General features: G+C 57.8%; 16 protein-coding genes. 9 read left to right on the top strand and 7 right to left on the bottom strand.

What is annotated here, in order from left to right; translation table 11 throughout:
• Nucleotides 1–43 precede the first annotated feature (43 nt).
• Entirely contained in the window at nt 44–562 is a 519-nt protein-coding gene (locus Q0816_RS16110) for a YHS domain-containing (seleno)protein (RefSeq protein ID WP_298852370.1), read from the top strand.
• Between the two features lie 50 nt (nt 563–612).
• Here Q0816_RS16110 and Q0816_RS16105 read toward each other — a convergent pair whose 3' ends face one another.
• Both Q0816_RS16105 and metF read right to left on the bottom strand, forming a co-directional pair.
• Nucleotides 613–1,278: a J domain-containing protein gene (locus Q0816_RS16105; RefSeq protein ID WP_298852367.1), complete on the bottom strand. Its 666-nt coding sequence runs from the start codon at nt 1,276–1,278 to the stop codon at nt 613–615.
• Between the two features lie 231 nt (nt 1,279–1,509).
• Nucleotides 1,510–2,376 carry a methylenetetrahydrofolate reductase [NAD(P)H] gene (gene metF / locus Q0816_RS16100; RefSeq protein ID WP_298852364.1) on the bottom strand — a complete coding sequence of 289 codons (867 nt, stop codon included), beginning with the start codon at nt 2,374–2,376 and terminating at the stop codon, nt 1,510–1,512.
• Nucleotides 2,377–2,469: 93 nt separating this feature from the next.
• Between metF and Q0816_RS16095 the strand changes: the two genes are divergently transcribed.
• Both Q0816_RS16095 and Q0816_RS16090 read left to right on the top strand, forming a co-directional pair.
• Nucleotides 2,470–3,375, top strand: a complete 906-nt coding sequence (locus Q0816_RS16095) for a LysR family transcriptional regulator (RefSeq protein ID WP_298852362.1) — start codon at nt 2,470–2,472, stop codon at nt 3,373–3,375.
• Between the two features lie 98 nt (nt 3,376–3,473).
• Nucleotides 3,474–4,259, top strand: coding sequence for an inositol monophosphatase family protein (locus Q0816_RS16090; RefSeq protein ID WP_298852361.1), 786 nt, complete (start codon nt 3,474–3,476; stop codon nt 4,257–4,259).
• 18 nt (nt 4,260–4,277) lie between these two features.
• Here Q0816_RS16090 and Q0816_RS16085 read toward each other — a convergent pair whose 3' ends face one another.
• Both Q0816_RS16085 and putA read right to left on the bottom strand, forming a co-directional pair.
• The gene (locus Q0816_RS16085) at nt 4,278–5,021 is read right to left on the bottom strand and encodes a rhomboid family intramembrane serine protease (RefSeq protein ID WP_298852359.1); all 744 of its coding nucleotides are present in this window, start codon (nt 5,019–5,021) and stop codon (nt 4,278–4,280) included.
• Between the two features lie 42 nt (nt 5,022–5,063).
• Entirely contained in the window at nt 5,064–8,462 is a 3,399-nt protein-coding gene (gene putA / locus Q0816_RS16080; protein WP_298852357.1) for a bifunctional proline dehydrogenase/L-glutamate gamma-semialdehyde dehydrogenase PutA, read from the bottom strand.
• 107 nt (nt 8,463–8,569) lie between these two features.
• Here putA and Q0816_RS16075 point away from each other — a divergent pair, with 107 nt between their 5' ends.
• Nucleotides 8,570–9,052, top strand: a complete 483-nt coding sequence (locus Q0816_RS16075) for an Lrp/AsnC ligand binding domain-containing protein (protein ID WP_298852355.1) — start codon at nt 8,570–8,572, stop codon at nt 9,050–9,052.
• Between the two features lie 30 nt (nt 9,053–9,082).
• Nucleotides 9,083–9,649 (top strand): tetratricopeptide repeat protein, encoded by a 567-nt coding sequence (locus Q0816_RS16070; protein ID WP_298852352.1) that lies wholly within the window; start codon nt 9,083–9,085, stop codon nt 9,647–9,649.
• Between the two features lie 114 nt (nt 9,650–9,763).
• Here the strand turns inward: Q0816_RS16070 and Q0816_RS16065 are convergent, their stop codons facing one another.
• On the bottom strand, nt 9,764–10,537 hold the full coding sequence (locus Q0816_RS16065) for a FadR/GntR family transcriptional regulator (protein WP_298852350.1): 774 nt from the start codon (nt 10,535–10,537) through the stop codon (nt 9,764–9,766).
• A gap of 333 nt (nt 10,538–10,870) precedes the next feature.
• Here Q0816_RS16065 and Q0816_RS16060 point away from each other — a divergent pair, with 333 nt between their 5' ends.
• From Q0816_RS16060 to dld, 4 genes are all read left to right on the top strand, one after another.
• Nucleotides 10,871–11,920: a TRAP transporter substrate-binding protein gene (locus Q0816_RS16060; RefSeq protein ID WP_298852348.1), complete on the top strand. Its 1,050-nt coding sequence runs from the start codon at nt 10,871–10,873 to the stop codon at nt 11,918–11,920.
• A gap of 110 nt (nt 11,921–12,030) precedes the next feature.
• Nucleotides 12,031–14,094 carry a TRAP transporter large permease subunit gene (locus Q0816_RS16050; RefSeq protein ID WP_367180510.1) on the top strand — a complete coding sequence of 688 codons (2,064 nt, stop codon included), beginning with the start codon at nt 12,031–12,033 and terminating at the stop codon, nt 14,092–14,094.
• A gap of 11 nt (nt 14,095–14,105) precedes the next feature.
• The gene (locus Q0816_RS16045; protein ID WP_298852346.1) at nt 14,106–15,257 is read left to right on the top strand and encodes an alpha-hydroxy acid oxidase; all 1,152 of its coding nucleotides are present in this window, start codon (nt 14,106–14,108) and stop codon (nt 15,255–15,257) included.
• Nucleotides 15,258–15,275: 18 nt separating this feature from the next.
• Nucleotides 15,276–16,955 (top strand): D-lactate dehydrogenase, encoded by a 1,680-nt coding sequence (dld, locus tag Q0816_RS16040; RefSeq protein WP_298852344.1) that lies wholly within the window; start codon nt 15,276–15,278, stop codon nt 16,953–16,955.
• 7 nt (nt 16,956–16,962) lie between these two features.
• On the opposite strand, the gene Q0816_RS16035 is transcribed toward dld, so the two are convergent.
• Together Q0816_RS16035 and gph are read right to left on the bottom strand one after the other, a co-directional pair.
• The gene (locus tag Q0816_RS16035; protein ID WP_298852341.1) at nt 16,963–18,666 is read right to left on the bottom strand and encodes a SulP family inorganic anion transporter; all 1,704 of its coding nucleotides are present in this window, start codon (nt 18,664–18,666) and stop codon (nt 16,963–16,965) included.
• Between the two features lie 348 nt (nt 18,667–19,014).
• Nucleotides 19,015–19,674 (bottom strand): phosphoglycolate phosphatase, encoded by a 660-nt coding sequence (gene gph / locus Q0816_RS16030; RefSeq protein WP_298852339.1) that lies wholly within the window; start codon nt 19,672–19,674, stop codon nt 19,015–19,017.
• Nucleotides 19,675–19,701: the final 27 nt, after the last annotated feature.

Here is a 19,701-nt window from a genome sequence, read left to right as displayed (position 1 = left end):
ATACGGCGACACCGAGTCAGTTGACACGAAAAGGATAGATCACATGAAACGCTTCGCAACGACCTTCGCCGCGGCCATATTCTTGGCCATTCCGGCCTTTGCCGGCCCACAATATGTTGACGGCACTGGCTTTGCCGTCTCGGGCTATGACGTTGTCGCCTATCGCAGCCTGGACCAAGCGCCTGTTGGCCAGTCGCAGCCGGAAGGCGTGCGGGGCAAAGCCGACATCACTGCGGAATACAACGGTTCAACCTGGGCTTTCGCGACCGCGGAAAACCGCGACAAATTCCTGGAAAACCCGGCCTATTACGCACCGCAATATGATGGGCACTGCGCTTATGGTGTGTCGCGCGGTGGTAAAGTTCCGGCAAACCCGAACCTGTGGCGGATTGTGGACGACAAGCTGTACCTGAACATCACCGATGTGGTTGTCGGGTTCTTCGAAGAAGATATCCCAGGCAACCTCAATCTCGCTGAAGGCAACTGGCCGGGTATCGAGGCCACAGATGCCTCGACCAACGTGATCCCGAAATTTACTTCGGAAGGTCCGGTTTCCAACTGATCCGGTACTGAAGGATCAAAGCCCGGCTTGTTTAAGCCGGGCTTTTGCGGTTAGCCAGCAAGCCAGAACTGATCCCGAATATCCTGATCGGCGTCAAATCTGATCCGCACGCTCTTGGCCCCGGGAAACTTGCTTTCGCGGATTGTATCGGGAATGACCACTTCTCCGGCGCCTGTATCTTTGGACTGAAAGCTCAGAATTTCAGCCTCGCTGTGACGCGCGCTGGTCAGGACGGTGGTTGGCAGGGCCACGCGATTTGCACCATGATTCACAGGCGTGGTGACAAAATAGGTCAGATGACGCCCGTAACACCCGACCGCGTCGGGAACATGGTCACAGACAATTTTGTCGGGCGCAGGCTGAACATCGGTTGTGCTGTGCATTTGCGGTAGCACCTGGTCGGGGTTCAGCATCGCCTTGCAGGTGGCAATATCTTCCTGTGGAAGTTCAATAATACGCTTCTTCAATCGGGGTCGGCGCGGCTGGGGTGGGCCGGAACTGGCACCACCTTTTGTTGCCAACCCTTCTTGGCGCAGAAAATCATAAGCCGCCTTGGCGCGTGAAAACCCGGAACTGTCCCCATCCTTGTGATCAGGATGCGAATGAAAGGCGATCTGCCGCCAGGCATCCCTGATTTCACGGGAACTGGCGCAGGGGCTTAAACCCAGATCTGCCAACGCGTCCGTGCGTGCCCGTACTTTATCGACAGGTTCCATACTCAAAACACTCTTTACAAACTACACTCCTCCAGTGTTACCAGAGTCATAGTTTTGTCAAATTTCGAGGCTGATTTAAGGGGCTTGCGACGACAATCAGGATGCGGTGATTCAATTGTCCCGCAATGGCGGCGTTTTGTGAACGGGACTGCGAAACAGTTCACACATACCGAAACGAAAAACGCCCGGGCGTAAACGTAACCCGGGCGACTCGTTGGGGTTTTTTAGATTTCAGGCGACGTTTTCCAGCTCGACGCTTGGTGTGATCCCAAGGGCAAAACACACATCGCGCGTCAGTTCCGGGCGGTTCAGGGTGTAGAAATGCAACTTGTTCACACCGCCTTCGATCAGGTCCGAACACAGTTCGGTGCAGATCGCCGTTGCCAGTAAATCTTCACGCTCGTCACGCACGGCCTTTTCAAAGGCCTGTTCCACCCACACGGGAATATGCGTGCCACAGCGCTTGGCGAAATTGCGGGCACCCGCCCAGTTTTCGATCGGCAGGATGCCGGGCACAATCGGTTTATCGATCCCTGCCTTGGCGCAAGCGTCGCGGAATCGGAAAAAGGTCTCGGCCTCGAAGAAGAACTGTGTCAGCGCCTCATCCGCGCCGGCGTCCAGCTTGGCTTTCAACCAGTCTACATCTGCAGCCATATCCGCAGCTTCGGGGTGTTTGTCAGGATAGGCACCAACGCGGATGTTGAACATCTCGGTTTCGGCCAGCGCCTCGATCAGTTCGACTGAACTGGTGAACCCGTCGGGATGTGGCACGAATTTGTCCTGGCCCTTCGGCGGGTCTCCGCGCAGGGCGACGATGTCCTGTACACCTGCGCGTGCAAAAGTGTCGGCTATTTCCAGCGTTTCCTGCCGCGAGGCATCGACGCAAGTCAGATGCGCGGCCACGTTCAGACCTGAGGATTTGTGCAGGGTCGAAACCGCGTCGCGCGTCAACTCTCGTGTCGTACCGCCAGCGCCGTAGGTAACGGAAACAAAGCGGGGATCCAACGGCGCCAATGTCTGAACCGTGTCCCATAGGCGGAAAGAGGCTTCCAGAGTTTTGGGCGGAAAGAACTCGAATGAAATTTCAGGTTTGGACATAACGGCCTCTCTGGATCAATTGAGCCTCTTGTGCCATGACTGGCAATGTGAAACAAACTCATATTACTCAACAACAACATGAACGCTGTTTGAATGCATATTGAATTCCGGCACCTGCGCACCATCAAGGCAATCCATGAATGCGGCGGGCTGGCGCGTGCTGCGGACCAATTGAATATCACCCAATCCGCTTTGAGCCATCAGATCAAAGGGTTGGAGGATCAGGCCGGAGTTGAGCTGTTTCTGCGCCGTTCCAAACCCATGAAACTTTCAGCTGCCGGATTGCGCCTGCTTCGGTTGGCGGAACAGATCCTGCCGCAAGTGGAAGCTACTCAGAATGAGTTTTCATCGTTGCGGGACGGGCGCACCGGGAGAATGCACATAGCCATCGAATGCCACGCCTGTTTCGAGTGGCTGTTTCCGGTGCTCGAATCCTTCAGAAAATCCTGGGGCGATGTGGATGTTGATATTCGCCCCGGTCTGGCTTTCGATGCCCTTCCGGCCTTGCAAAAGGAAGAGGTCGACCTGGTGGTTTCGTCCGATCCCGAAGACTTGCCAGGCGTCGAATTTGTTGAACTCTTTGACTACAATGCCGTTTTTGTAGCGGCTTCGACCCATCCGCTGGCCGAGAAAGACTATGTCGAGGCAGAGGATTTTCGTGGCCAGACTCTGATCACCTATCCGGTGGAACGTACGCGTCTGGACGTGTTCAGCCAGTTACTGATCCCTGCACGGGTCGAACCCGCCACGATCCGGCAGGTGGAACTGACCGCTGTCATCCTGCTGCTGGTGGCGTCAAACCGTGGGATCTCGGTGCTGCCGGATTGGGTCGTGCGCGAAGTCAAATACAACTCTGACTATGTCACCCGACCCCTGACAAAAGAGGGCATCACACGGCGTTTGTACGCTGCGGTCAGATCGGAAGATCTCGAAAAACCGTTTGTGCAGGAACTGGTGAAACTGGCCCGTAAAGAGGCGCGCAAGCTGCAATCCCAGTAACGGCGTTTGCGGCGGGTCTGATATGCGTATCATTCCTCTTGGCAAGGGCGCATTGCGGCAGTATACGCGCGGTTTGACCGGACAGGAGCCTTTTGACAATGGTTGGCAGTGCAAATCTCAACATCATGATCAAGGCCGCGCGCAAGGCGGGGCGTTCTTTGGTCAAGGATTTCCGTGAAGTCGAGAATTTGCAGGTGTCGATGAAGGGCGCGGGCGATTTTGTCTCGAAGGCCGATATCGCCGCCGAAGCCATTCTGAAAGAAGAACTTCTGGGCGCGCGTCCGACCTATGGCTGGCTGGCCGAAGAGGGCGGCGTTATTGAAGGCGAAGACCCGACCCGCCGCTGGATCGTCGATCCGCTGGACGGCACCACAAATTTCCTGCACGGCCTGCCGCACTGGGCGATTTCCATCGCGCTGGAGCACAAAGGCAAGATCGTTGCCGGCGTGATCTATGACGCCGCCAAGGACGAGATGTTCTTTGCCGAAAAAGGCGAAGGTTCATGGATGAATGACACCCGTATTCGCGTGTCAGGCCGTCACCGCATGATTGAATCGGTCTTCGCGACTGGTTTGCCTTTTGGTGGGCGTTCGGACCTGCCCGCGACCCTGCAGGACCTGGCGCGACTGATGCCCGCCTGCGCCGGTGTGCGCCGTTGGGGCGCTGCCGCACTCGACATGGCATATGTGGCTGCTGGTCGGTACGAAGGCTTCTGGGAGCGCCGCCTAAACGCATGGGATTTGGCTGCCGGTATCATCATCGTGAAAGAAGCAGGTGGCTTCGTGCAGGCACTGATCCCTGAAGGCAGTGTTCTGGAGGATGGTGAAGTGATCTGCTCGAACGAGCCAATCTTTGATCAGTTCGCCAAAGTGATCCGGAGCTGATCGCTCTTTACCGAAGCTTTACCGGCGCGGAACATGCGGTATGCGTGACTGCGACAGCTTATACTTCGCCTCCGGGTGGGGCGGGTGTCCATGGGTGCGGTCCCAGAACTGAATTCCGCCACGCCTCAGCCACAGCGGAATGCACAGGATCAAGCCAACAGCAAACCCACCCGTATGGGCCCAATAGGCGATTCCTCCTTCGTCCGGATTGCTGGTGACACTGCCAAAGAACTGTATCGCCAGCCAGATGCCCAGCATGATGAAGGCAGGAATGGTTAAGACCCTGAAATAGACAATCAGGATCAGCAGGATATCTACCCGTGCTTTCGGGAACAACAACAGATACCCGCCCATCACTCCCGCAATCGCGCCCGAGGCCCCAACGGTCGGGACCTGAGAGGCCGGCCCGGTGATGATGTGAATGAGGCCCGCACCGATTCCAGCTGCTAGATAGAACAGCAGGAAAGGCAGGTGGCCCATCTCGTCTTCCAGATTGTCGCCAAAGATCCAAAGGAACAGCATGTTCCCGGCCAGATGCATCCACCCCCCATGCAGGAACATGGACGTCAAAAGGGTTTCCAGCCCGAACCCATCGCTGACCCGCGCCGGGATGATGGCGTAGTCAAAAAACAGCCTGCTGATCCGCGGTCCGTCATCCATGATCCCCACATAACTGAGGAAGATCAGGATGTTGGCGGCCATTAGTGCGTAGACAACATAAGGCGTGCGCCCCGAAGGGTTATGGTCTCGGATCGGAAACATGGAGTGACGCTGGGCTTTTGTGCGCCCAGCGTCAAGGCAAGCTTATGCCGCACCTCCCAACAACGCAGCGTTTCCGCCTGCTGCCGTTGTATCGACGCAGACATGACGTTCGCCCAGGACCCGCGCGCGGTCGGGTTTACCGGGGATCAGCGGTAGAATCGGACCATCGCGGCGGGCCAGATGTTGTTCGATCTGCCAGGCGGTTTCATCGTCACCCCACCAAATCACGCCTGAAATGCCGGTCAGGTTTTCCAACCGGTGCAGATCAAGCATCCCCATTGCCTGAATGGCGGTACCACCCAGCGCTTGCACGGTCTCAGCCTGCACGCGCGCCGCGGCCTCTCCGGGTCCCATGCACAGAAGGGGTGGGCGCGGATATTCGCTCAGGCGGTTCGATTCACCGGTCGGACCGGGCAGAGATTGGGTTTTGACCGGCGCGGGTTGTCCTTGCGCAGCAGGCAAATCAGCCACAGCACTCCATGTATCCGCCGAGTTTTGTCGGTCTGGCGCGCAGAACCGTGCCATATAGTTCGGTCCACCCGCTTTTGGCCCGGTGCCCGACAGCCCTTCGCCGCCGAAGGGTTGCGAGCCGACGATGGCGCCGATCTGGTTGCGGTTCACATAGATATTGCCCGCATGAATAGCCTCGGTCACATGCTGCACCCGGTCATCGATCCGCGTGTGCAGGCCAAAGGTCAGCCCGTATCCGGTTGCGTTGATATCGGCGACGACCTTGTCGATCTCTTGCGATTTGAACCGCACCACGTGCAGGATAGGGCCGAAAATCTCGCGTTCCAGCGCGGCAATGCCCGGAATCTCGATCAAAGCAGGGGCCACAAATGTGCCTTCGGGTGGCAGCGGCAGCTCTTTCAGAACTCTTCCTTCGCTTCGTGCCTTGGCTACATGATCGGCGATGCCTTGCCGGGCTTGCTCGTCGATGACCGGGCCGCAATCGGTCGAGATCAGCCATGGATCCGCAACACTCAGCGCATCCATCGCCCCTTTGAGCATGGTCAGAACGTCGTCGGCGATATCCTCCTGCAGATACAGACACCGCAGCGCGGAACAACGCTGGCCTGCTGACTGGAAGGCGCTTTCGATGATCGATTGTACGGCTTGTTCGGGCAGTGCGGTGCTGTCGACGATCATGGCATTCAGACCACCAGTTTCCGCGATAAGCGGCGTGCCGGGGCGCATGGACCTCGCCATCGCCGCCCGAATCTTCAGAGCGGTTGCCGTCGACCCGGTGAAGGCTACACCTGACACGCGCGCATCCGAGGTCAGCGCGGCACCTACGACTGGCCCACCCGGCAGCAATTGCAGCACATCGCGGGGCACGCCCGCCTCATGCAGCAATTGAATGGCGCGATGCGCAATCAAGGGAGTCTGCGGCGCAGGGGCGGCCAGAACCGCGTTTCCGGTGGCCAGCGCGGCCGAAATCTGACCGGTGAAAATCGCCAATGGAAAGTTCCACGGACTGATACAGGTGAAAATACCGGCAGGTTTGGCGTCGGGGATATTGGCGGCGTAATACCGCAGAAAATCCACCGCCTCCCGCAGTTCGGCGACCGCATCGGGCAGCGACTTGCCCGCCTCACGCGACAGCAGGGCGAACAGCTCACCATAATGCGCCTCATAAAGATCGGCGGCGGCGTTCAGAACACGTGCGCGTTCGACAGCGGGGGCTTGCCACGGGTTGGCGGAAGCCAATGCCAGTTCCACGTCCTCTGCGCTTGCTGCAGCCACCGCACCCGGTTTGTCCTGAGAGCGCGCCGGGTTAACCACTGGCTCATCGGCTTCAGGCTTGGCGTCGCTGGCCAGCAATGGTTGCGCATACCAGTGATGGGCTCGGTATTGATCCCGCGCCGCGTCGACCTGATCGAGGGTCGGCGTGTGGTGCAAATCGAAGCCCTTGGAGTTGGGTCTTTCAGGCTGAAACAGTTCAGGCCCGGTCGGCAGCGCGGGCGGTAGCGTCTGCACCGCGATAAACGGATCGGCGGCAACTTCTTCCGGTGGTACGTCCTCGTCCACGATCTGGTTGACGAAGGACGAGTTTGCGCCGTTTTCCAGCAAACGCCGCACCAGGTAAGCCAGCAAGTCGCGATGCGCCCCGACCGGCGCATAGATGCGGCAGCGGGTGTTCTGCTTGTCCATCACGATCTGATGCAGTGTCTCGCCCATTCCGTGCAGGCGTTGGAATTCGTAGGGCTGACCTTCAGCCATGTGCAGGATGGCGCTGACGGTATGGGCGTTGTGGGTGGCGAATTGCGGATAAATCCGGTCTGTCATGCCCAGCAATTTGCGCGCATTGGCGACATAGGACACGTCGGTTGCGGCCTTGTGTGTGAAGACCGGAAAGCCATCGACGCCTTCGACCTGCGCGCGTTTGATCTCGGTGTCCCAATAGGCCCCTTTGACCAACCGCACCATCAGCTTGCGATCGTGACGTTCGGCCATGCCATACAGCGTATCCAGAACCAGGCCAGCGCGTGGGCCATAAGCCTGAACGACAATACCGAACCCATGCCATCCCGCGAGGGCCGGATCAGACATCACCGCCTCGATCACCTGCAGTGACAGTGACAGACGATCCGCTTCTTCAGCATCGACGTTCAAGCCCATGCCTGCGGCTTTGGCCAGCAGGGCCAGCGCACGCAGCCGTGGCACCAGTTCGTCCATGACCCGCAGCTCCTGCGCCAGTTCATAGCGAGGATGCAGGGCCGACAGTTTGACCGAGATGCCTGGGTTGGCGCGGATATCATCATGGGTGCAGGCCTCGGCAATGGCCGAAATGGCGCGCGAATAGGACAAGTGGTACCGCGCGGCATCTGCGTCGGTCCGGGCCGCTTCGCCCAGCATGTCATAGGAATAGGTATAACCCTTCTCCTCCATCCCGCGTGCGCGTTCCATGGCGGAGTGAATGGTTTCACCCAAGACAAACTGTCGACCCATTTCTTTCATCGCGCGCGCCACGGCGGTGCGGATTACCGGTTCACCCAGCCGTTTGATTGCTCCGCGTAGTGCGCCGACCGGAGAGGCCTTGCCTTCGTCCAGCACTTTGCCGGTCAACATCAACGCCCATGTTGATGCGTTCACCAGCGAGGAGGAGGATTGCCCCAGATGCTTGCCCCAGTCGGATGGGGCGATCTTGTCTTCGATCAGCGCATCGATCGTGTCGGCATCCGGCACACGCAATAACGCTTCGGCCAGACACATCAGGGCGATGCCTTCGTCTGTGGACAGGCCATACTCGGCCAGAAATACCTCCATTAGCCCCGGCGAGGTGCTGGACCGGATGTCGCGCACAAGCTGTGCGGCCGAAGCACAGATGGCGCTTCGATCTGCATCCGTCAGGCTTGCCTGAGAAATCAGGGTATCAAGAACAACCGACTGATCGGCATAGGTTGGGGTATCGATGAGTGTGCGCAGGCTGTGTGACATGTGTGCTCCGGTCTTTTGGGTACTATAGAGGGGAAAAATTAGGACATTCGACCGATTTTAGTGGTATCGAAGTCGAGTGTTCTGAAACTATGGTAAAATGCAGTTCAATGGACTTTTCTGATCTGGACCGGTTCGACCGGTCGATTCTAAAGATTGTGGCTGAAGACGGTCGTATCTCGGTCGCTGATCTTGCGCGTGAGATTGGGCTTTCAAAATCCCCGACACAGGCGCGGCTCAAACGGCTTGAGGCGAGCGGGGTGATTACGGGCTATCGGGCGTTGCTGGATCCGATCCGGCTGGGTCTGGATCACGTCGCATTTGTCGAGGTGCGATTGACCGATACACGCGAAAAGGCGCTGGCCGAGTTCAATGCTGCCGTCCGTAAAACCGCTGAGGTTGAACAAGCACATATGATTGCGTCCAATTTCGACTATCTATTGAAAGTGCGCACGGCGACGATGTCGGAGTATCGCCGTGTCCTGGCCGAGAAAATCTCGTCCCTGCCGCATGTCGCCAATACCTCAACTTTTGTGGCGATGGAGGCGGTGAAGGAAACCGGAATGCTGGGCGGGATTGAACATCAAACTTGACCGGGCAGGATTACAGCCCACCCTTGTTCCATGATGCGAACACTGGCCGCCACGTTTTTTCTGATCGCCTATTCATGTTCGGCCGCCGCCGAGACATGTCCCGCCACATCCGATCATACGGAAGGGGTGGATGCGCTGATCAAGCAGATCCAGAAAGCGGAATCGCAAAGTGACGCACGTGTCATCTCGGATCAGCTGTGGACGCTTTGGACAGATGCACCGGATGCCCGGTCGCAGATCCTGCTGGACCGGGGGATGGCACGACGCGAGGCGTGGGATTTACTGGGCGCCTTGGACGACTTCAACCAGCTTGTCGATTACTGCCCGAACTTTGCCGAAGGTTACAATCAGCGTGCTTTTGTGAATTACCTCAGGCAGGATTTTGATGCTGCATTGCAGGACCTGAATGTCACGATAAAAATGTCGCCAAACCACATCGGCGCGCTGAGTGGACGCGCCTTGGCGTTACTCGGTTTGAAACGTCTGGAAGACGCGCGCGAGGCGCTGTCTGAGGCGCTTGAGCTCAATCCATGGCTGTCCGAGCGGGCTTTGCTGGAGCCTGGCGGCCTTCTGGACCCGCCCGGAGAGGATATCTGACATCAGGCTCCGAATATCGGTCCTGCTGGCCGTCAACCGCCGATGCGATGTTTCTATCGGCAAAGCCAGTTCCATCAAGTCCGTAGCCTGAATGACATGTAAACTGCAACGCGTTTAGCGCGACAGTATCCGGCGCTTCTCGGCCATGGCTTCGCGTCGCTGCTGTTCAATTCCCAGCCTGAAGGATTCTTCGACAAAGTCGATGTGATCCGTTGCGGCCTTTTCTGCTCGCTCCTCATCGCTTTCGATCACTGCATGGCCTAGTTCAAGGTGTTGCTGCAACAGCTTTTCGCCGGTTCCATCAATCGTGCGCAGGAAGTCGCGATTGTAGAAAACGCCCTTTCGGGTCAGTTCGTAGATCGATGCCATCATGTGGATCAGAGTCGCATTCTGACTGGCATCGACTATTGCTGAGTGCAGTGCAAAGTCTGCCTCTTGCGATGCCTTGGTGTCTTGCTGCTGCCACGCACGTTCGTTCTCGTCGAGGATTTCCGAAATCCGTTCCTTATCTGCCTTGGTCGCGCGACGTGCGGCAAGGCGGGCTGCAAACCCTTCTTGCTCGCGGCGATATTCCAGATAATCGAAAAAAGCGGGCTCATGACGTTCATACAGTGCAAGAAGCGCGGGCATCATGGCTTGGCCCGTCAAGGCCGCAACGAACGTCCCTTCGCCGTGTTGCGTGGTGACCAGACCGCGCTCTTCCAAAACCTGAAGCGCCTCGCGCAGCTTTGGGCGTGACACGCGCAGCATCTCGGCCAAGTCTCGTTCCGAGGGCAGTTTTCGGCCCTGTTTCAGGATGCCAGAGGCGATCAAATCTTCGACTTGTGAAACCACCGCTTCGGCCAGTGATTCGTGTCCGACAGGTTCAAAAATCGCCGTGGTGTTCATGAAGTGTTGCCCTGTGTGAAGCCGAATATCCGAAATAACTGGTAAATAAACATAACCATATCCGTGCAAAATTCAAGCTTCAGAGTTCTGCTCCCAAGAGAAGGGTACGTCTCTGTTTATGAACGATTTTCAAACAAATTGCTTTCACTTAAAGCATATACCTCCAGTTTTAAGCGGCATTGCTGACGTCAAATTTCACATTTTCAAATTTCATCAGTGGTAAATAAAGTTGTTGACTGGTTTTATCTGGTAAAGTTAGTTTACCACCGGAGGGCGCTGGAAGAGCCTGCGCCACTGATCGGAGAAAACCCGACCAACCCTGGAGGAGATTTCATGAAGAAGACCCTGACGAGCCTGGCCGTGGCCACGAGCCTGCTGGCCGCACCTGCGGTTGCCGCTGACAAGCTGCTGCTGAAGACACCGATTGCTTTTTCAACCGAATTGCCGGGCCTGGGTTCGCCGATCCCGCGCGTAGCTGATCAGCTGGAACTGATGTCTGGTGGTACGCTGAAGATGAAGGTCTACGAGCCGGGCAAACTGGTTCCGCCGTTCGAAATTCTGGATGCCGTGTCCACCGGCAAGATCAACTCGGGCTACACCACCGCGGGGTACTGGGCGGGCAAAATCCCGGCCGCACCGCTGTTCTCGGCCGTACCATTTGGCCCCGAAGCGGGCGAATACATGGCTTGGCTGTATTACGGCAATGGCATGACCCTGTATCAGGAGATGTATGATCAGGCCGGTTACAACGTGAAAGTTATGCCCTGCGCCATCATCGCACCCGAGACCTCTGGCTGGTTTGCATCAGAAATCAACGCGCCCGAAGATCTGAACGGTCTGAAGATGCGTTTCTTTGGTCTGGGCGGCAAGGTGATGCAAAAGCTGGGCGTTGCGACTTCGCTGCTGCCGGGTGGCGAGATCTTCCCGGCGCTGGAAAAAGGTGCCATTGACGCCACCGAATTCTCGATGCCCGCCATCGACTCGCGTCTGGGTTTCCACAAACTGGTGAAATTCAACTATTTCCCAGGCTGGCATCAACAAGCGACTGTCTTCGAACTGCTGATCAACAAGGATGTCTGGAACGAGACCAGCGACCAGCACAAAGCGATCATCGAAAGCGCATGCAAGGCATCGATGGCGGACAGCTTTGCCGAAGGTGAGGCCATTCAGCACGCCGCGCTTATCGACAATGTTGAGAACAACGGTGTCACCATCAAGCAGTGGTCGCCCGAGATGCTGGACACCTTCCGCGCCACCTGGGAAGAGGTTGCCGCTGAAGAAGCCGCCAATGACGCCTTCTTCGCGCAGGTTCTGGCCGACATGAACGAATTCCGTGACGGTTACAGCCTCTGGAAAACCAACGCTTTCCTCCCACGTCAGTAACCTCCCTGACGTCCAGGGGCGGCGGGTCCGCCGCCCCGTTCTATTTCCTAACTCCCGGAATTTCTAACTTTTCACGACCTGCCCGACGGGTTGCTGAGCGAGGAATGACCATGGCCAATGAACAATACACAAGTGATCCGGTTGAAGCCTATGAAGGTATCCTGGAACATCCCGAAACTGACCGCCAGAAGATCGCCGTTGCGATCGACACCGGGGTCAAGGCAGTTGGCCATGTGGTCATGTGGGCCAATATCCTGCTTATGGGTGCAATTTTCTCGCAGGTGGCGCTGCGGTACCTGTTCAGCCAGAACTATCCCAAGCTGGATGAAATCCAGTGGCATTTCTACGGCATCGTCACGATGATCGGTATTTCATACGCGCTGATCACGGATAGCCACGTGCGTGTAGATGTCCTGCATATGCAGCTGTCGCGCCGCGCGCAGCGGATTATTGAAGTGATCGGCATTCTGACCCTGCTGACCCCGTTCATCTATCTGATGATCGATCAGGGGTACGACTATTTCTATGAAAGCTTTCGCGTCAACGAACGCTCGGACAGCCCCACTGGCCTGCCTGCGCGCTGGGCCTTCAAGGCAGTCATTCCATTCAGCTTTGTCCTGCTGGCGCTGGCCGCACTGGCACGGTTGATCCATGACGGGCACGCGTTGATGTACGGGCCGGCCTCAGAGCGCGACGGCGCACCGTTGCGTCGTATCCTGCTGGTGCTGGCTGTCTTTGCCGCTGTTTGCGTGGGCCTGACCTTCCTTGTCGAAACCACTGAGGAAAAGCTGGTCATTGCGATGTTCCTGACTTTCATCGCGCTCTTGTTCACCGGCTACCCGGTGGCCTGGGTGCTGGCGGGTGTTGGTGTGGCCTATTGCGGTCTGGCCTATCTGTTCGACAATGACCTGATGCTGTGGACAGGGCTGGAAAGCACCTTTACCGGTCTCGACTATCTGACCCTCGGCGCGGTGGTAAACCGGGTCTATGCGACCATGTCCAACGCGGTTCTGGTGGCGCTGCCGATGTTCATCTTCATGGGCCTGATGCTCGACGAATCCGGTGTGGCCGAGCGTCTGATGTCCTCGATGCAGCGCCTGTTCGGTACTGTACGTGGTGGTCTGGCCATCACGGTAGCGCTGATCGGTATCATTCTGGCGGCCTCGACCGGAATCATCGGTGCATCTGTTGTACTATTGGGCGTGCTTTCACTGCCCTCGATGATGCAGCAGAAGTATCAGCCGACACTGGCGGCGGGTGTAGTGTCGGCCTCGGGCACGTTGGGCATCCTGATCCCGCCCTCGATCATGTTGGTGATCATGGCTGACCAGATGGCCTTGTCGGTGGGTGACCTGTTCATGGCTGCGGTCTTTCCGGGTGTGATCATTGGCGGTTTGTACCTGACCTATATCTTCATCCTTGCGCTGGTAAAACGCGATGCGGCTCCTGCGCCTGAAGGCGCGAAAGCTCCGGACTGGGCAGCTGTCAAAGACGTGTTGATCGCCGTTATCCCGACGCTGATGCTGATCCTTGCCGTGCTGGGCTCGATCTTCGCAGGTCTGACTACGCCGACCGAAGCCTCAGGCATCGGTGCGCTGGGCGCGGCCCTGCTGGCGCTGGGATACCGCAAGCTGACCATAGCCAAGCTCTGGAACGTGCTGGTGTCGACCTTCAACACCACCGCCTACATCTTTGCGATCTTCCTTGGCGCAACCGTGTTCTCATATGTCCTGCGCGAACTCGGCGGGGATGAGCTGATCGAGCATGTAGTACAATCCACCGGGTTCGGAGCCAGCGGCACGGTTCTGTTCATCCTGTTCATCGTCTTCCTGCTGGGCTTCGTGCTGGACTGGATTGAAATCACACTGATCGTGCTGCCGCTGATGCGCCCGATCGTGAACGGGCTGGGCATCGACATTCCGGGCTTTGGCGTTCTGGACGAACCCGCGCTGGTCTGGTTCGTGATCCTGGTCGCAGTGACGCTGCAAACCAGCTTCCTGACGCCGCCGGTTGGCTTCGCGCTATTCTACCTGAAAGGCGTCTGCCCGCCCGAGATCAAGCTGACGCATATTTACAAGGGCATTATCCCCTTCGTGCTGCTGCAGCTGACCGGTCTGGCGCTGGTCTTCCTTTGGCCCACCCTTGCCACCTGGTTGCCCTCGGTCGCTTATTAAGGAGCAGCGCCATGCGTCTGAACCAATGTCATAACTTCCACGACTTCCGGCGGCTGGCCAAACAGCGGCTGCCGGGGCCCATCTTCAACTACATCGACGGTGGCGCGGATGATGAGGTGACGTATCGCGAGAATACCTGCGCCTTCGACCGCTGCGACCTGTTGCCCTCGGTTCTGCGCGGGGTGTCGGATGTGGATATGTCCGTCACGGTGATGGGGCAGAAGCTGGATATGCCGGTCTACTGCTCGCCCACCGCCTTGCAACGCCTGTTCCATCATCAGGGCGAACGCGCCGTCGCGGCCGCGGCAGAGAAGTACGGCACCATGTTCGGCGTGTCCTCGCTGGGTACTGTGTCGCTGGAGGAACTGCGCCGGAAACATAAGAACCCGCAGGTCTACCAGTTTTATTTCCACAAGGATCGCGGCCTGAACACGGCCATGATGCAGCGCGCCAAAGAGGCCGGCGTTGAGGTGATGATGTTGACCGTCGACAGCATCACCGGCGGCAATCGGGAACGTGACTTGCGCACCGGTTTTTCGATCCCGTTCCGGCTGACACTGGGCGGCATGATCCAGTTCGCGATCAAGCCGATGTGGGGCATCAACTATGTGACCCACGAAAAGTTCCGCCTGCCGCAGCTTGAAGAACACGTGGATATGGGCGGCGGTGCCAGCTCGATTGGCGGCTATTTCACCGACATGCTGGACCCGTCGATGAACTGGGATGACGTAGCGCAGATGGTGCGTGACTGGGACGGCCAGTTCTGCCTCAAGGGCATCATGACCGTCGAAGATGCCAAACGCGCGGCCGAGATCGGCTGCACCGGCATCATTCTGTCGAACCACGGCGGTCGCCAACTGGACGGCTCGCGCACGCCTTTCGATCAATTGGCCGAGATCGTGGACGCGGTCGGCGACAAGCTGGACGTGATGATGGACAGCGGCATTCAGCGCGGCACCCATGTGCTGAAGGCGCTGTCGCTGGGGGCCAAGGCCGTCGGCGTGGGGCGGCATTATCTGTACCCGCTGGCCGCCGCCGGGCAGGCGGGCGTCGAACGCGCGCTGGGGTTGATGCGGGCCGAGATCGAGCGCGACATGAAGCTGATGGGCGTCACCAGCATCGACCAATTGAGCCGCGAGAACATCCGCTTTCGCGCCGCATAGACCGTAACGGAGGCTGCCATGACCAATGATGAACTGATCACCCATTTCCGTTCAATCGTTGGATCGCGCCATGTCCTGACCGGCGAGCGTGCGACGGAACGATTTCGTCGCGGGTTTCGCTCGGGTGAGGGCGAGGCACTATGTGTGATCCAACCCGGCAGCTTGGTAGAGCAATGGAAAGTCCTTCAGGCCTGTGTGGCCGCAGACAAGATCGTCATTATGCAGGCGGCCAATACGGGATTGACCGAAGGGTCCACGCCCTCCGGCACCTATGATCGCGACGCTGTTCTGATCAACACTCGTCGGATGGACACTCTGGTGCCGCTGAATAATGGAGAGCAGATCGTCAGCTTTCCCGGTTCCACGCTTTTTGCGCTGGAGAAATTGCTGGCCCCGTTGGGGCGCGAGCCGCATTCGGTAATCGGGTCATCCTGCATCGGTGCGTCGATTGTGGGTGGGGTGTGCAATAACTCGGGCGGGTCGCTGGTCGAGCGAGGTCCTGTTTACACAGAACTGTCCGTCTATGCGCAGATCACCGAACAGGGTGCACTGGAACTGGTCAATCACCTCGGCATCGACCTGGGCACCACGCCCGAAGAGATCCTTGCCAATCTCGATGAAGGGAATTTCGAACGCAATCCTGGGGCAACGAACAAACGCGCTTCGGCCAGCGACTATGCGCAGGTCGTGCGGGATGTGAATGCAGAAACGCCAGCCCGGTTCAATGCGGATAAAGCCAGGCTTTTCGAATCTGCCGGGTCTGCCGGTAAGCTCGCGGTCTTTGCGGTTCGGCTCGACACTTTCCCCAAGAACAGGGCCGAGAAGGTGTTCTATGTCGGAACTGACAACCCCGACGATCTGGCAGATCTGCGCCGGCACATTCTGTCAGAGTTCAAATCGCTGCCAGTTTCTGCCGAATATATGCAGCGTGAGGTTTTCGATATCACTGCGCGCTATGGCAAGGACACGGTCGTTATGATCGACAAGTTTGGCACGGACCGCCTGCCGATGTTCTTTGCCCTGAAGGGCGCGGTGGATGCCCGCCTTCGAAGCATCCCGTTTCTGCGTAACTTCACGGATCGCTTCATGCAGGCGGCGTTATTGCTGTGGCCGCGCGTCCTGCCCAAACGAATGGTGGAGTTCCGCGACAAGTATGAACATCACCTGATCCTGAAGATGAAGGATGACGGCATCGCCGAGGCAGCAGAGTGGCTGCCAGACTTCCTGAAGGACCGCGATGCAGGCTTCTTCGAATGCGATGCGCGGGAAGCCGAGGTCGCGGGTCTGCATAGGTTCGCCGCCGCCGGGGCTGCTGTTCGTTACATGGCTATCCATGCCAATGAAGTCGAAGATATCATCGCGCTGGACGTCGCACTGCGCCGCAATGATCTGGACTGGCTGGAAAAGCTGCCGCCAGAGATCGAGGATCAACTGGTGCACAAACTCTATTACGGTCACTTCATGTGCCATGTGATGCACCAGGATTACATCGTCAAAAAGGGGGCGGACCCCAAGGCATTGAAGGCAGCTATGCTCAAGCTGTTTGACGAGCGCGGCGCGGAATACCCGGCCGAACATAACGTGGGGCATCTCTACAAGGCCAAGCCCGATTTGGCCGCGCATTACAAGTGCTGCGATCCGACAAACTCGTTCAACCCGGGAATCGGAAAGATGTCGAAGGTGAAACACTACCAATGAGCGATCTTCACGGGGCGTTCTGACGCATGTGAAAGGCGTCCAGCAAGCTGCTGCCGGTCTCGAAGAACGCTGTTTCACCAACCAGATCAGTTACGCCAAAGCGGTTCAGCTCGGCCTTCACATCCGGCTCGACCAACGAGAACACCAGCCGGATACCGTTATCATCCAGGAATTTGGCCATGCTGCACAGCGTGTAACCGGCGGTGAAATCGACCTCATCAATGGCCGAAGCGTCAATACAGAACCATTCAGGTTTGTTGTCAGGGTCCTGAGCTATAGACGTGACTTCATCCGTCAACCTCTGCACGTTCGCATAATACATGCCATGCGAAAACCGATAGATGACAAGGCCGGGCTCGAATTGGTTCGGGGCGGCCAACCCTTTTGAGTGCCAGCCACCGGTTTCAGATTTGACAATCACCGAGTTTTTCGGCCGGTAGCCGCGGCGCGTGTGGTCGACCAGAGACAGGGCCATTGCGAAGATGATGCCTTGTTCAACGCCGACCAGAACAACGACGGCAGCAGTTGCGGCCGCCACCCAGAATTCTGACCGGGCCTGTCTGTAGATCGTGGCCAAACCTCGCAGGTCGATCAGTTTGAGACCGATCAGGAACACAATGGCTGACAGGGCAGCGGTGGGCAGATAAGCAAGCGGCTTGGTGAGAAACACGATCACCAGCAGAACGATCGCAACGGTTGTCAGCTGCGCCAATTGGCTGCGCCCGCCGGCACTGGCGACCATCTCAGTTTTTGTGGGGCTGCCATTCACCACAAATGTGCCTGTGAAGGCCGCGCCGAAATTAGCGAGACCCAGCCCGATCAGGTCCGTGTTCTCGCTGAACTTCTCGTCATATCGCGCAGCATACGCCCGGGAGGTCGCGGCACTTTGGGCCAGAATGACTATGAAAATGGAGAGAGCTGTAGGCAACAGTTGTTTGAACAGGGGCCAGTTCCACTGCACATCCGGGATCGAGATCGAGGGCAAACCACCGGGAACCGCCCCAAGCAGCGTAATGCCAACGGAATCGAGCGAAAAGGCCCAGCTGCACAGAATCACCCCGACAATTGCAATCAATGGACCGGGGATTTTGTGCGACAGTCTTGTGCAACCGATCACGACGCCAAGCACAGCCGCAGAGACAAGGACGGTTGGCCAATTGATGTGTGTTATGTTCAGAAAGACGTCATTCAGTTTGGCGAGCGTCCCGTGACCGCTGGCCATGAGGCCCAGTAATCCGGGAATTTCACCAATTGCGACCTGAATGCCGACACCGGTCAGGAAGCCGACCAGAACCGTTCTGGACAAGAAGTCGGCCAGAAACCCCAGCCCGATGATCCGCGCGCCGATCAAAAGCAAAGCTGCCATCAGCGCCAATAGGGACGCAAGGGCCAAATATTCCGAAGATCCCGAAACGGCCATACCCGCCAGCGCCGAGGCAGTAATGGCGGCTGTGGCCGAATCGGCCCCGACCACCAGATGCCGCGATGACCCGAATAGCGCGAACAGGGCCATCGGAATCAGGATCGTGTACAGCCCGGTTATGACCGGAGTACCGGCGATTTTGGTGTATCCCATGACTTCGGGAATTGCGAGGCAGGCAAATGTCAGACCCGCCAGCACTTCTGTCGGCAGGTGTGAACGGTCAAATGGCAGTGTGCCCTGCAGGATCGGAAACGGCGTGGCTTCAGAATTTCTGCTCTGTTTTTCCATGGGTTACCTTTCGCCTGCTTTCGGCCGACGGTCCCGCCGTCCAAGCCAGCAGACCGCCAGGTCAAAAATTTTGCAAGGGATCGCGGGCCAACCGAAGGATCAAAACGCCGGTTTTTCACGGGTTTTGTGAGTATTTTGCCCAACTACGGGAATCCCCCAATTTCGCGCGGCGTCGATCAGGGGTAAACATTACCTACCGTACTTACCACACAAACACACACGGTATTTACTTTCCCCGATGAGGGGCTGGTCACACCCCCTCGACCGGCCCCTCTCAAACTTTTTGGGGTGCACGTAAACGTGGATCGAAGACAGCGCCGGAACGCGCGGTGATCTTGCTGAGCGGCTTTAACTCTTGATCAATTTGGCCACGAGATCGGGCAAGTCCCGCGATGCGTCATAGGCTATTGTGTGCGGAATTTCTGCCACAGGCGTTTTCCGGTACCCTTCCGTAAACAGCAAAAACGGGATCTTCGCACGAGCCGCGGTTTCCGCATCAACTTCGCTGTCGCCGACGAACAGACGTGGGCCTGATCCCTGAAGCGCATCGAAGCTTGCGAACAGATGGTTGGGGTCCGGTTTTCGCGTTGAAAGGCTATCGCCGCCAAGCACGACGTCGAAATATTGGGATAGGTTCAACGCCGCAAGCACATGCCGCGCGGGCGCTTCTGGTTTGTTGGTGCAGACACCCAGAACGCACCCCATTTGTCGCAAGGCAACCAGCGCTTCGGGGATACCGGGGTAGGGAACAGTCGTATCGCTTGCAGCGGCATTGTAATGTTTCAGGGTCAGCTGCGCCAGTTCCGCATGGCGATCCAGCGGCAAGCCGCAATGGCGGATCATGCGCTCGACCAGTTTGGGTAAGCCGTTGCCGACGAATCCTTTGATGACGTCATGCGACAAGGGATCGCGCCCGACGTCGTTCAGCGTGCGGTTGGCCGCCGCTGCCAGATCACCCAGGCTGTCCACCAGCGTTCCGTCCAGATCAAATACAACTGCTGCGGTCATAATTTACGCGCCTTTCATCATCTGGCC

It is taken from the genome of uncultured Ruegeria sp. (assembly GCF_947497005.1).
GTDB lineage: Bacteria > Pseudomonadota > Alphaproteobacteria > Rhodobacterales > Rhodobacteraceae > Ruegeria.
Note: the sequence above shows the minus strand (reverse complement) of the source record. Positions and strands in the feature narration are given on the sequence as shown.